Origin of the sequence: Rhizobium rosettiformans (assembly GCF_016806065.1) — a bacterium.
Lineage (GTDB): Bacteria > Pseudomonadota > Alphaproteobacteria > Rhizobiales > Rhizobiaceae > Allorhizobium.
This window is the reverse complement of record NZ_CP032405.1, coordinates 251869-265461: the sequence shown is the minus strand read 5'-3', so window position 1 is coordinate 265461 and position 13593 is coordinate 251869. Positions and strand designations below refer to the sequence as shown.

The 13593-nt window shown below is 61.2% G+C and carries 12 protein-coding genes; 6 read left to right on the top strand and 6 right to left on the bottom strand.

What is annotated here, in order from left to right; all coding sequences use genetic code 11:
* Nucleotides 1-17: 17 nt before the first annotated feature.
* Nucleotides 18-668, bottom strand: a complete 651-nt coding sequence (locus tag D4A92_RS01355) for an outer membrane protein (protein ID WP_246754002.1) — start codon at nt 666-668, stop codon at nt 18-20.
* Between the two features lie 393 nt (nt 669-1061).
* Between D4A92_RS01355 and D4A92_RS01350 the strand changes: the two genes are divergently transcribed.
* Complete coding sequence (locus D4A92_RS01350) at nt 1062-1694, top strand: outer membrane protein (RefSeq protein WP_425958495.1); 633 nt, start codon at nt 1062-1064, stop codon at nt 1692-1694.
* An 81-nt stretch (nt 1695-1775) separates the two neighbouring features.
* Here D4A92_RS01350 and D4A92_RS01345 read toward each other — a convergent pair whose 3' ends face one another.
* The 4 genes from D4A92_RS01345 to D4A92_RS01330 all read right to left on the bottom strand — a co-directional run bounded on the left by D4A92_RS01345 (nt 1776) and on the right by D4A92_RS01330 (nt 6965).
* On the bottom strand, nt 1776-3611 hold the full coding sequence (locus D4A92_RS01345) for a methyl-accepting chemotaxis protein (RefSeq protein WP_203017609.1): 1836 nt from the start codon (nt 3609-3611) through the stop codon (nt 1776-1778).
* A 296-nt stretch (nt 3612-3907) separates the two neighbouring features.
* Nucleotides 3908-4894, bottom strand: coding sequence for a WD40 repeat domain-containing protein (locus D4A92_RS01340; RefSeq protein WP_203017608.1), 987 nt, complete (start codon nt 4892-4894; stop codon nt 3908-3910).
* A gap of 61 nt (nt 4895-4955) precedes the next feature.
* On the bottom strand, nt 4956-6074 hold the full coding sequence (locus D4A92_RS01335; protein WP_203017607.1) for a CobW family GTP-binding protein: 1119 nt from the start codon (nt 6072-6074) through the stop codon (nt 4956-4958).
* Between the two features lie 93 nt (nt 6075-6167).
* On the bottom strand, nt 6168-6965 hold the full coding sequence (locus D4A92_RS01330; protein ID WP_203017605.1) for a creatininase family protein: 798 nt from the start codon (nt 6963-6965) through the stop codon (nt 6168-6170).
* A gap of 89 nt (nt 6966-7054) precedes the next feature.
* Between D4A92_RS01330 and D4A92_RS01325 the strand changes: the two genes are divergently transcribed.
* From D4A92_RS01325 to D4A92_RS01305, 5 genes are all read left to right on the top strand, one after another.
* Nucleotides 7055-7585 (top strand): MarR family winged helix-turn-helix transcriptional regulator, encoded by a 531-nt coding sequence (locus D4A92_RS01325; RefSeq protein WP_203017604.1) that lies wholly within the window; start codon nt 7055-7057, stop codon nt 7583-7585.
* Nucleotides 7586-7661: 76 nt separating this feature from the next.
* Nucleotides 7662-8678, top strand: a complete 1017-nt coding sequence (locus D4A92_RS01320) for a LacI family DNA-binding transcriptional regulator (RefSeq protein WP_006726954.1) — start codon at nt 7662-7664, stop codon at nt 8676-8678.
* Nucleotides 8679-8736: 58 nt separating this feature from the next.
* The gene (locus D4A92_RS01315; RefSeq protein WP_203017603.1) at nt 8737-9699 is read left to right on the top strand and encodes a 2-hydroxyacid dehydrogenase; all 963 of its coding nucleotides are present in this window, start codon (nt 8737-8739) and stop codon (nt 9697-9699) included.
* Nucleotides 9700-9774: 75 nt separating this feature from the next.
* Complete coding sequence (locus tag D4A92_RS01310) at nt 9775-10254, top strand: hypothetical protein (protein ID WP_203017602.1); 480 nt, start codon at nt 9775-9777, stop codon at nt 10252-10254.
* Nucleotides 10255-10509: 255 nt separating this feature from the next.
* A complete protein-coding gene (locus D4A92_RS01305) occupies nt 10510-11616 on the top strand; it encodes a TRAP transporter substrate-binding protein (RefSeq protein ID WP_203017601.1) in 1107 nt (368 codons plus the stop codon).
* A 141-nt stretch (nt 11617-11757) separates the two neighbouring features.
* On the opposite strand, the gene D4A92_RS01300 is transcribed toward D4A92_RS01305, so the two are convergent.
* Nucleotides 11758-13593 carry a TRAP transporter large permease gene (locus tag D4A92_RS01300; RefSeq protein ID WP_203017600.1) on the bottom strand — a complete coding sequence of 612 codons (1836 nt, stop codon included), beginning with the start codon at nt 13591-13593 and terminating at the stop codon, nt 11758-11760.

The window sequence follows — 13593 nt, the reverse complement described above, 5'->3', positions numbered from 1 at the left end:
GCCGCGACAGTGTGTCCTTAGAACTTGACCGCCAAGCCAACGTTCACGGCGTGCTGCTTCAGGCTGACGGCTTCCGTGTCACCCGGAAATGTGACGTCACCAAAGTCGGTGTAGCGATATTCGACCCGGGTAATGATCCGGTCCGTGACGGCGTAGTCAGCGCCAGCGCCGACCGTCCAGCCATGCATGGTCTTGTCTTGCTTTGCCATGACACTGCTCTCACCATTCAGCTCGGTTACGGCGTAACCACCGGCCAGATAGAACAGAGCGCGATCTGCGCCGTAAGCCAGTCGCGCTCTCGCTGCTCCACTCAGTCCGCTCGATATCGTGAAAGTCTGGCCGGAGACGATCGACGTGTCTTGGTTCCAGTCGTATGCCAGTTCAGCTTCGGCACCGAGGAACAGGTTGTTGCCAATTTCAAAATTGTAGCCCGCAAACGCGCCAACGCGTGCACCATCGGCGCTGAGTTCCAGGTCGGACGGCTTCACGTCCGCCCATCCGTAGCCGGTCAGGATACCAGCGTAGCCACCGCTCCATGAGAACTGCGCTGGGACGATCTCCGCGGCCGGTGGTTCGGCGGGGCCACCCATCACCGCGTCTGCGGCGAATGTGGGATTTGCCACAGACATAAGAATGCTGGCGGCGATGAACGATTTTCTGACCATCATATTCCTTCTCCATAAAACAGGCGTCATTTCAGAGCCCGCCTCATAACCGCGCTCAGCCTCCACCGTCTGTGTTGCATGTCACTTTGCGATAGTACCGCAGGAGATTGCGATGTGCGGTTGCTTTTGCCCTGGTGCGCAAAGGGCTCTGCGGCAGCCGGTGTGGCAAAACTCACGCACTCCTCACGCAGTCCTGACAAGAGCTGTCCTTTTTTCCGCCACGAGCGGGAACTATCTTCGCTCTCATCGCTTCTTGGTGCGGGGTCCGGCGCGAAAAATTTCGCACGGGCGGGAACAAATACGCCGGATAGGTTTAGGTGGTTATGTTGTATAATCATCACATACATTAACCAGAGATGGCGTTATAAGCGACCTTGTAACACAGGAGTTAAAAACATGATGAAGAGCATCCTTCTCGGATCTGCCGCCGCTCTGGCGATTTCGACCTCGGCTTTCGCGGCTGACGCCATCTACGAAGCTCCGGCTGAACCGCCGATGGCTGCCATTGAAACCGCGCCGCAGTTTTCCTGGGCAGGTGGCTATGCAGGTATCCTGACCGGCTACGGCTGGGGTGACGGCGAAACTGCAGGTATCGACGCCAGCTTCGACGGCGCTCGCTTCGGCGGCTTCGTTGGCTACAACTGGGATCTCGGCAACCAGCTCGTTGTTGGTCTCGAAGGCGACCTCAACTACGACTGGAACGACGAAACTGTTGCCGGCGTTGGCGATTTCGAATCCGGTCTGAACTGGTCGGCTCGCGCCCGCATGGGTTATGCCATGGACCGCGCGCTGCTTTACGTAGCTGGTGGTTACACGGGCACGAACATCGAAGGCAACACCGCAGCTGGCAGCTTCGACGACACGCTGCATGGCTGGACCATCGGTGGTGGCGTTGACTACGCCCTGACCGACCGCATGTTCACCCGCGTCGAGTACCGTTACAACGACTTCGGCTCTGGCAACCTCGGTGGCACGGACGTCGACTTCAACCAGCACACGGTTAACGTCGGTCTCGCTGTCAAGTTCTGATCAGCCTGATCGTTCGAACGAAGCGCCCGGCCATCCCTTTGGATGGCCGGGCGTTTCTTGTTGGGGTGGGACCTCGCCGACTTACGCGGCCCGATGCTCGATAGTCTTTGAGTTGCCTTCGCGGATCTCCGAGCGGCGATTGAGTTCGAACCTGTTGACCAGGGTCGTCAACAACATCGCGCCTTCTGCCAGAGTATGACCGATGGCTGTGGTTTCCTCGACCATGGCGGCATTCTGCTGCGTCATCTGGTCGATGCTGTTGATGGCTTGACTGATCTCCTGAAGACCGGTTGCTTGTTCCCGGGCTGCCGTTGCGATCGCATCGACATTGGTGTCGATCCGGCTGACGAAATCGCCGATCTGGTCGAGTGCGTGGCCGGTTTCGCCGACCAGCTCGACACCGGAAGACACTTCGACGCTCGACTTCTGGATCAGCCCCTTGATGTCGCGTGCAGCGTTTGCCGAGCGCTGCGCCAATTCCCGGACCTCCTGGGCGACGACCGCGAAGCCCTTGCCGGCTTCGCCTGCGCGCGCGGCCTCGACACCGGCGTTCAGGGCCAACAAGTTGGTCTGGAAGGCGATCTCGTCGATCACGCCGATGATCTGGCCGATCTCGGAAGACGCGGTTTCAATCCGCTCCATGGCAGACACGGCGGAGCGAACCACATCTCCCGATGCTACGGCACAGTTTTTCGCTTCTTTCACGAGCTCACGCGTATCGCTGGTACGCTGGGCCGAAAGCCTTACCGTGGCCGTGACCTGTTCGAGGGCTGCTGACGTCTGCTCGAGAGCTGCTGCCTGCTGCTCCGTACGATTTGCGAGATTGCTGGACGCCTCCCGCATTTCCTGGCTGTTTTCCAGCAGGCGACGGGTCTCCTCCATGACTTTTTCCAGGGTCGTCTGGAAGGTTGCGATCGAATGATTGAAGTCGTGGCGCAGCGGTTCGAATCGCTTGTCGAAGGCTTCGTCCAGGGTCATGCGGATGTTGCATTCCGCAAGGCGATGCAAGCCGGCTCCCAAGGCCTCGATGACGAAGCGAAGGGCTTCCGCCTCAATCGCCCTATCCTTGTCACGAAGAGCCCGCTCGCGGTCTACCTCGGCGCGTGCCGTTTCAGTTTCGGACTGCAAGCGCTGATTTTCGAGGCCAGCCTGACGGAAGACCTCAACGGCTACCGCGATGTGACCGATCTCGTCCTTGCGATGTGCATGGGGAACGGTGGCGGAGAAATCGCCTCCTGCCATATTCGTCATAAACTCGGTGATTTCGCCGAGCGGCTTCAGCGCGCGGCGGTGAATGAAGTAGACGCTGCCGAGCGCGGTCGTGATGAGCAGCAGGCCGAGCGTCAGCAGGAGAAGCTCACGGCTGGACGTTTCTGCGGCCGCATAGGATTCGCGACTGACGAGGTAATCGCTCGCCATTGTCACGAGCTGGTTTACGGAGGTCTCGTGATCGTGGAACTCGACCTTGAGTTTCGACAGGATCGGCGTGACAGCGCTGCCATCGGCAGCCGAAAGAGCGGGCTTCAGGTCGTTTTGAAGCGTGCTCCAGTAGCGATCGCCCTTGGCGATGACTTCGTCGTAAAGCTTTGCGCGCAGTACGTCTGGCAGGGTGGAGTTCTTCCAGTATTCGCGTCGCTCGTCGTAGAGCGCCTTCAGCAGGTCGAAGCGTGGCACGTTGACCGCTGCAGTGTCGGGATGAACGAAGACCTCGTTGGCAAGCGCGTAGGATTCGATCAGGTACAGCGGCGGGGGAAGGATGTCGGCGATCAGGTCCTTGCCGTCGACGATCTCTTTATAGATCGGACCATTGACCTTGAGCGTCTGCAGCGTTTGTGCGCCCACTCCTGCGACGGCGACGATGCCGGCGGCAAGAGCGAGACCCGCTGCCGTCACCACGATTTTGAGGTTGAGTGTCATGTTGCGTCCGTTTGCAAATCCGCCCGCCGGACAGGCGCATGCGTCTGCGCCTCGGCAGGATGCCGTGGTTGAAGAGGAAATTGGGATGGGCTGCGGAGAATTATTGCAGTCAGACGAGACGCGGCTTTGTTGTCTCTCGCTCGTCCTCCCCGAAAATAGGGAGGCAATTACTACCGCATGGTTAAGGTAAGCACATGGTGAACGGTATAGTGCGAATTTTCGCAAACTTTACCGCTGAGCGGGATTTTTCCCGCGCCTACACGCAACTAAAGCGCTTTGAGGTGTTGTCTCGGCAATCAGCCGGTGATGTCGACGACGCCACAATCCCCCGCCTCGGAAGCGAAGGCGAGGAGTTTACCTGTGCTGCTCCAGGCAAGCGAGGTCACTGCACCCTTGCCGGGACGACGCAATAGCGCCTCCTTGCCATCGGCGATGCGCACGGCGAGGATCATGCCGTCGATGAACCCGATCGCCAGAACTTCTTCGATCGGGTGGAAGGCGACCTGGGTCACGAGAATGTTGGCGCGGGTGCCGAGTTCGAGCGGAGCCTTGCCCATCGGGCCATCCTTGCCGGAGAACGGCCAGACGATAGCGGCCGGTGCGCCTGACGAGGCGAGCCACTTGCCCTTCGGTGACCAGGAAAGGGATTTGACCTTGGCGGGATAGCCGGTCATCCGCATATGACGGGTGTCTGCGGCCTTGCCGTCGAGCTTCCAGCCATGCAGTGCGCTTTCCTGCATCATGGTGACGACGAAGCGACCGTCGGGCGAGAAGGTGACGCCGGTATGGGCGCCCTTCCAGTCGAGATCAACAGGCGCGCCTGCCGTTCCGACCCAGTGCAGCGTGACACCATTGTAGCGTGCGACAGCGATGCGCAGGCCCTTGGGCGCGAAATCCACCGCCTCGACGGTGCGTTCCTCGGTGAATTCCTTCGTCGTGCCATCGGCAAGACGCACGAAGGCCGACTTGCCATGGGCATAGGCGACGGCGCCTTGCGGACCGGGTGCGACGACCGAGATCCACTTGCGCGGCACATGGGCAAGTTCGGTGACCGTGCCGTCATGGGCGATGCGGAGCACGCGGCCGTCCTCGCCACCGGTGAGCAGGGTCTGGCTTGCCGGATCCTTGACGCAGGTCAGCAGCCCTGCATTCGCCTCCGTTACCTTCTCGCCACCGTCCAGCCGATGAATGGCACCGCTCGCCGCAGCGAAGACCGGGATGTCACCGAGAAAATGGGTCGAGACAACGTGACCATCGATATCGAGCGGTGCGACTGTGGGCATACGGACAGGCTTTCTTTCAGGCAGAACGGTTCGGTCAGGCGGCGGGGCGGGAATACCCCGCTCAGGCAGAGGTGGCTTCGCAGGCCTTGAAGCTGGCTTCCAGCTTCTCGCGGTCGAGTTCGCGACCGATGAAGACAAGGCGGCTCTCGCGCTTCTCGCCATCCTTCCACGGACGCTGGTGATCGCCCTCGACAATCATGTGCACGCCCTGAACGACATAACGCTCCTCGTCACCCTTGAAGGCGATGATGCCTTTCAGGCGCAGGATGTTCGGGCCTTGCGTCTGGGTCACCTTCTGGATCCAGGGGAAGAAGCGGTCCGGGTTCATCTCGCCGCCGCGCAGCGAAACGGATGTCACTGTCACATCGTGGATCGCCGATGGGGCGTTATGGTCATGGTGGTGATGGCCATGACCGTGGTCGTGATGGTGGTGATCATGCCCGTGATCATGGTCATGATGGTCATGACCGTGGTGGTGATGATCGTGGTCGCAATCCGGGCCGCAGACATGGTCCGGGTCGTCATGGTCGAGGAAATGCGGATCGTTTTCCAGCGCGCGCTCGAGATTGAAGGCGCCCTGATCTAACACCTTGGCGAGATCGACGCCGGAGCGGGTGGTTGAGTAGATGCGAGCCGAGGGATTGATCGCGCGCACGATGTGCTCGATCTGGTGCAGTTCGTCATGGGTGACGAGATCGGCCTTGTTGATGACGACGACGTCGGCAAAGGCGATCTGGTCTTCGGCTTCGCGGCTGTCCTTCAGGCGCAGCGGCAGATGCTTTGCGTCGACCAGAGCGACCACGGCATCGAGCTCCGTCTTGGAACGAACGTCGTCGTCCATAAAGAAGGTCTGGGCGACGGGAACCGGATCGGCGAGACCCGTCGTCTCGACGATGATTCCGTCGAAGCGGCCGGGGCGGCGCATCAGGCCTTCCACCACGCGGATCAGGTCGCCGCGCACGGTGCAGCAGACGCAGCCGTTGTTCATTTCGTAGATTTCTTCGTCCGACTCGACGATCAGATCGTTGTCGATGCCGATCTCGCCGAATTCGTTGACGATGACGGCGTATTTCTTGCCGTGGTTTTCGGAGAGGATGCGATTGAGCAGCGTCGTCTTGCCGGCGCCGAGATAGCCGGTGAGCACGGTGACGGGTGTCGGTTTTACGGATGCTTCGGTCATGAAAGCCTCTGGTGTCAGGGGGTGCCGGGCGGTGCGGCTGTAATGGTGTTACCCCCATATAGGCGTTCCGCTTTGCCAGTTCAAAGGCTTTCGTCAAGCTGTATCTAGGTCTGAGACGTCGAACCTGTGCACGTCCTCCAGCAACTCCAGAAGGCCCGCGACCGCATGCGCGAGCAGCTTCTCCCCCCTCTCTGCCGTCGCCGCCGCCGCATTGCCGGCCACGCCTTCAGGGTTGAGGTCTGACATCTTCCAGCCGAAGGCATGAGGGCCGTAGGCGAGCAGGTGATTGAAGCGGGCGGCAAAGTCTGACTGGCGCGACGGGAATGCCCGCGCCTTGGCCATGTCGACCCGATCCGGCGCCAGCGCCAGCATGACGGATGTCTCGATGTCGCCGCCGTGGATGTCGATTGCCTTCGCTTCAGGCGTTATCCAGCCCTCTGGCTGGCCGAAGCGCGTCCAGCTGGTGGCGACCACCAGCATGTTGAAGCGCACTCGTGCTTCGGTTGCGACAATCGTAAGCAGCGGGGAATTGCCGCCATGGGCGTTCATCAGCACCAGCTTGCGAATGCCTTGGCGGTTCAGGTCTTCGGCGATGCCGAGCCAGCGGTTGATCGCCTCGTCGTAGGTGAGCGACCGGCTGCCGTTTACATCCATATGTTCGATCGAATAGCCTACGGGCTCTGCCGGCAGAATGGTGACGGGCAGATGGGACGGCAGCGTACCGGCGACGCGGCGCATGATGCCATCAGCAATGATCGTGTCGGTCTCGAAGGGCAGGTGAGGGCCGTGCTGCTCATGCGCGCCGAGCGGCAGGACGGCAATCCAGTCGCGCCGGTCATCGGCGCGCAGGCTGGGATCATTCTCCGCGAACGATAGGGCGGGTTTCGCCATCTGGTCTAACCTCATCATCTTCGTTATGCATGGCAGCCGTCGCGGCGGATTGCAGTGAGGGCCGCAGCGTTTGTCGACCGGGGAGAGTCATGGCGAAAAAGGACAAGGCCGACAAGGACCGCGGTGAAAAGAAGAAGGGCAAGAAGAAGGAGCCGCCGGCTTCGGGTGTGCTGAGCGGCGCTGTGACCCAGGTTGCGCGTGCCTTGCGAACCCGCCTCTCACACGGGCTTGCCGAAAGCGGGCTCTATCCGGGCCAAGATGGCGTGGTGCAACTTCTCGCGCAGGAAGATGGCCAGACGCCAGGTGCGCTGGCCCATCAGCTCGGCGTCAAGGCGCCGACCATGACCCGCACGATCGGTCGGATGGAGGCGCAGGGTTTTGTCATGCGCCGTACCGATGATCGGGACGGGCGCCTGACCAAAGTCTATCTGACCGACGAGGGGCGCGGCAGTGTCGCCAGGATCGCAGCGGTTACGGAAGCCTGCGAGGCCTATGCCATCCAGGGTCTGACGGGCAAGGAAGTGAAGATCCTGGTCAAGCTGCTGGCGGTCATCGAGGGCAATCTGTCGGGTCAGGGTGGCATCCGGTCTGCCGATCCTGCCGACGATGACAGTGATTGAAATCGCCAATTAAATTGTTTAATTAAATCTTTTAAGGGCGGTCGAACGCCCACCGGCCTGCTGCGAGGGAGGAAACGTGGCACAAAAGGTAAAGCTTTCGACCATTGCGGAAACGCTTGGTCTTTCCACGGCGACCATTTCTCTTGCCCTGCGTGACAGCCCGCTCGTTGCGGTCGACACCCGCGAGAAGATCAAGGAACAGGCGCGCGCCCTCGGTTACATCTACAACCGACGTGCTGCGAGCCTTCGCACTTCCCGCTCCGGGATCATCGGTGTCGTCGTGCATGACATCATGAACCCGTTTTACGGGGAAATCCTGAAGGCCATCGAGACAGAGCTCGACCGCAGCCGACACACCTTCATTCTCTCGAATCATTACGACAGCGTCGACAAGCAACGCATGTTCATCGAGACGCTGCTGCAATTGGGTGGTGACGGAGTGATCATGTCGCCGGCCATCGGTACGCCGCCGGAAGACGTGCTGCTGGCCGAGAACAACGGCATGCCGGCGATCTTCATCGCCCGCTCGATGGATGGGCTCGATGTGCCGATCTATCGCGGCGACGACAGCTACGGCATTTCGCTCGCGACCAACCATCTGATCGGGCTTGGCCATCGTTCGATCGCCATGATCGGCGGCACGGACCAGACATCCACGGGGCGCGACCGTTACCAGGGCTATGTGAACGCCCTGCGCAAGGCGGGTATCGAAGTCGATCCGGGCCTGCGCATTCCGGGTCCCCGCACCAAGCAGGGCGGTTTCGAAGCGGCGGTGAACTTCCTGTCGCTGCCGCAGAAGCCCACGGCTGCCGTCTGCTGGAACGATCTCGTTGCTATCGGGTTGATGAACGGCATTGCCCGTGCCGGTCTCATCCCCGGTCAGGACATCTCGGTCACCGGCTATGACGACCTCGAGGAGGCCTCGATCGCGACGCCATCCCTGACCACCGTCTGGAACGGTCAGGCCGAGGTCGGGCGGCTTGCTGCGCGTGCACTGCTCGACAAGCTTGCCGGCAGTCATGAGCCTGATGGCATCCACCTGATCAAGCCCGAGATGCGCATTCGCCAATCAACGGGCCCGATCCGTCGGTAACCCCATAGCCGGCTTTCAAGCCGCGCGCCCATGATCCTCGCCCTGCAAGGAGACAGCCATGTCCGATCGCCCCCTCGTGCTTATTCCAGGCCGCATTCATCCGCGCGTCCGTGACCGTCTTTCGGATCGGTTCGACCTTCTGGAAATCGCCGATGCCACTGCCGCAGATGTGGACGCGGACAGGTTGGAGCGGGTGCGCGGCGCTGCGGTCTCCGGCCGATTTCCGGCTTCGCTGATCGAGCGTTTGCCGAAACTCGAGGTGATCGGCAGCTTCGGCGTCGGCTATGACGGCGTGGATGTGAAGGCGGCCGCTGCTGCGGGGATGGTGGTCACGAATACGCCCGACGTGCTGAACGATGAGGTGGCCGATACGGCGATTGCGCTTCTCCTCAACACCATGCGCCAGTTCTATTTCGCCGAGCGCTATCTGCGTGACGGTCGCTGGGAAAAGGAGGGAGCCTTTCCGCTCTCGCCGCTCTCGCTCAAGGGGCGCAAGATCGGCCTTCATGGTCTCGGCCGGATCGGCATGGAGATTGCCAACCGTCTCCTGCCGTTCAAGGTCGAACTCGCCTACCATACGCGGCGACCCCGCACGGATGTCGATTTTGCCTATCACGACACCCTTGTGGGCCTTGCGGAAGCGGTCGATGTACTGATCTCCATCGTCCCGTCGACGCCGGAGACCAATGGTGCAATCAATGCCGAAGTTCTCGCCGCACTCGGACCGAATGGCGTGCTCATCAATGTCGGTCGCGGTTCGACAGTTGACGAGCCTGCGCTGATTGCCGCCCTTCAGGCTGGGGCGATCGCTGCTGCAGGCCTCGATGTCTTTGCCGACGAACCTCGCGTGCCCCAGGATCTTATCGATCTGCCGAATGTCTCGTTATTGCCGCATGTCGCGTCGGCCTCTGTCCCGACGCGTGACGCCATGGCCGATCTCGTCGTCGACAATATCGTCAGCTGGTTCGACACGGGACGGCCGCTCACACCGGTTCCGGAAACGCCGCTTCCGAAGAGCTGATTCGGCGGTCAGCCTTCCGCAAGCTTGCCGGTGCATCCTGTTCCGATATGGGGTCTCGAGCGGAAGGATGCTCCGATGAAGTCCTCTCTCGCCATCGTGGCGACAGTCCTCCTGTGTGCAGGTATCTCAGCGGTCGGGCTCAGTATCTGGGCTTTGCCGCAGCGCGCTGAGCGAATGGCCGCCGATCCGATCGTGCTCGGCACAATTCCACCTGCCAGTCATGCGCCGTCAGCCTTTGCTGCCAGGCTGCATGCGGCTTCGGTCTCACCGCCGGCCCTGTTTTCCGTGTCCAACTTCACGCGGAAAACCGTCTGTCTCGTGGAGCGCGGTGCCGCGCTCACCAGTCGCAGTCGCGACTTCTTCGCTCCACCCGATTGCGAAGAGGTCTGGCCCGGTCTGGCGCGGGCGACCACCTGGACCCAGCACCAGGATGGCAGCGTAACAATCAGCGACCCCGGTGGGGCAACCTTGCTGACACTGGTTCGAGGACGGCACTTTTCCTATGAGGTGACGGATAATCTCGGTGCGGATCTGGCGCTCCTGATGCTGCCCTGAGCGTCCGTGGAATGGCACATAGGCGTTGTGGCTTTGTGCAGTAAAGCCGCTCCGGTTGTGTTGTCTCTTTCTCGCCTTTACATGTTCGCGCTAACATAGCGGCTGCCCTCTACAGGCACGCTCAAGTGAAAGCTCTCATCCAAAAGAATAGAGTCCAAGCGCTTGAATCGCTTTAGACAAAATGGTTAGCTCGCGCATCGCTGCCGGGAGGGGCCGACGATGCCCGCCGGTGGGGCAACAACTGGGAGGTAGTTCATGGATCGTCGTTCATTTATCAAGAAGGCTGGCGTCGCCGGTGCGGGTGCTGCGGCGTCCACCGTGCTGGCAGCACCCGCCATCGCGCAGGAAAATCCGAAAATCACCTGGCGCCTGACGTCGTCGTTCCCGAAGGCACTCGACACCATTTTCGGCGCAGCCAACGACGTGGCCGAGCGAGTGAAGGCTTCTACCAACGGCAATTTCGAAATCCAGGTCTTCACGGCCGGCGAAATCGTGCCCGGTCTGCAGGCGAATGACGCTGTTGCCGCCGGCACCGTCGAAATGTCGCATACCGCCAACTACTATTACTGGGGCAAGGACCCGACCTATGCACTGGCGACGGCCGTTCCGTTCGGTCTCAACGCGCGCCTGCAGAATGCCTGGTTCTATCAGGGGGGCGGCAACGAGCTCTTGAACGAGTTCTTCGCGACCCAGGGTCTCTACGGCCTTCCGACCGGCAATACCGGTGCCCAGATGGGCGGCTGGTTCCGCAAGGAGATCAACACGCTCGACGACCTTAAGGGGCTGAAGATGCGTATCGGCGGCTTCGCCGGCAAGGTTATCGAAAAGCTCGGCGTCGTTCCGCAGCAGATCGCCGGGGGCGACATCTATCCGGCGCTGGAAAAGGGCACGATCGACGCCACCGAGTGGGTCGGCCCCTATGACGACCAGAAGCTCGGGTTCCAGAAGGTCGCACAGTACTACTACTATCCGGGCTGGTGGGAAGGTGGCGCTGCGCTGCACACCATGGTCAACCTCGAGAAGTGGAACAGCCTGCCGGCTCACTACCAGGCCATCCTTCACGACGCGTGCGCCTTTGCCAACTCCAACATGCTGGCAAAGTATGACGTGAAGAACCCGATCTCGGTCAAGGAGCTCGTCGGTTCGGGTGCTGTCCTGCGTCCGTTCAGCCAGGAGATCCTGACAGCCTGCTACGAGGCGTCTCTCGCCACCTATGAAGAGATCAATGCTTCCAACGCCGCCTTCAAGAAGATCTACGACAGCCAGCTGGCCTTCAAGAAGGACGCCTATCTCTGGATGCAGCTGCCCGACTACACCTTCGATACCTTCATGATGATGCAGCAGCGCGCCAACAAGCTCTGATCATCCGACGCTACCGCTTGTTTGAATGCAGCCCCGGTCTCGAGACCGGGGCTTTTTCGTGTCTGCTGCAAAACGAGAAAGACCCCGGCGGTGGCCGGGGTCTTGTTCTGTGATCAATGTGGATCGAGTGGCGAGTGACCGCTACTGGATGACCGGTGGCTGGCTCAGATCCATTGACGGGGCCGGAGCTGGGGCGGCGGGCGCCGGGCCTGCTGGCGGCTGGATGGCCGGCGGCTGGCCAAGGTCGAGCGGTGGGAGCCCGAAGCTTGGCTGCTGGCCTGCGCCACCTGCCGGCGCCTGCCCGTCTCCGCCGAGCGGCGGAAGCCCGAAGGACGGCATGGTCAATCCGCCATCGCCCGAGGGCTGCGGGATGGTGATCTGGATCGTACTCGGATCCTGTACGATCGCATCCCCCTTGTAGTGCATCACGAGCCCCGGGAAGGCGATGACGGTGACGATCGCGAGGAACTGGATGACGATGAAGGGCAACACCCCCTTGTAGATCTCCAGCGTCTTGATGCCGTCGCGCATCTGCCCCGTCACCTTGTCCTTCCATTGCCCCTCGGGTGCGACGGATCTGAGATAGAAGAGCGAGAAGCCGAAGGGTGGCGTCAGGAAGGAGGTCTGCAGGTTGAGGCCGAGAATGATGCCGAACCAGACCAGATCGATCCCGAGGCTCTGGGCAACGGGTACGAGGAGCGGCACCATGATGAAGGCAATCTCGAAGAAGTCGAGGAAGCAGCCAAGGATGAAGATGATGATCGTGACCACGATCAGGAAGCCGTATTCGCCACCCGGAAGTGCCAGCAGCAGGTCCTCGACCCAGACCTGACCGTTGATGCCGTAGAAGGTCAGGCCGAAGACGCGGGCGCCGATCAGGATCATCATGACGAAGGCAGACAGGCGCGTCGTGGCGTCCAATGCATTCTTCAGGATGGTCAGGTTCAGACGCCCCTTTGCGGCGGCAATGATGAGCGCGCCCGTGGCGCCCATGGCGCCGCCTTCGGTCGGGGTCGCGATGCCGAGGAAGATCGTGCCGAGAACGAGGAAGATCAACGCCAGCGGCGGGACGATGACGACGATGACTTCCTGTGCCAGGCGCGAGATGACATTGAGGTTCATGCCGCGATTGATCAGGGCAAAGCCATAGACGGAGACGACGGCGAAGGCGAGGGCCGCGACCAGCTGCCATTCCGCGCTGGCGATGCCAGTGAACAGCAGGTGGTATCCGAGGAAGTAGAGACCCGTGCCGATCGCAATCATGACCAGGAGGGAGGTCACGCCATCGCCCAGCGTGCGCGCTTCCTTGGGCAGGGCAGGGGCCCATTCCGGTTTGACGAGCGTCACGGCGAAGATATAGGCGCAATAGGCGGCGATGACCATCAGTGCCGGATAGAGCGCGCCGACATACATGTCGCCGACGGAGCGGCCGAGCTGGTCGGCCATGACGATCAGAACGAGCGAAGGCGGTACGATCTGGGCAAGTGTGCCGGAGGCGGCAATCGTGCCGGAGGCCAGCGGGCCATTGTACTTGTAGCGCAGCATGATCGGCAGCGAGATCAGGCCCATGGCCATGACCGATGCTGCTACCACGCCCGTGGTGGCGCCGAGCAGGGCGCCCACCAGGATGACCGCGTAGGCGAGACCACCGCGGATCGGCCCGAAGAGCTGGCCGATCGTGTCGAGAAGGTCTTCGGCCATCCGCGATCGTTCGAGGATGATCCCCATCAGGGTGAAGAACGGAATCGACAGCAGCGTGTCGTTATACATGATCCCGTAGATGCGTTCAGGGTGGGACTGCAGCAGCGGCCAGAACAGGCGGATCTCGGACGAGATGTGTGAGAGTTCGACCCCGACGACGAAATAGATCAAGCCGCCGGCAGCGAGCGTGAAAGCGACCGGATAGCCGAGCAGCAGCATGGCCATGACGGTCGTGAACATGATCGGCGCGAGATTGTGGGCGATAAGGTCGATCAT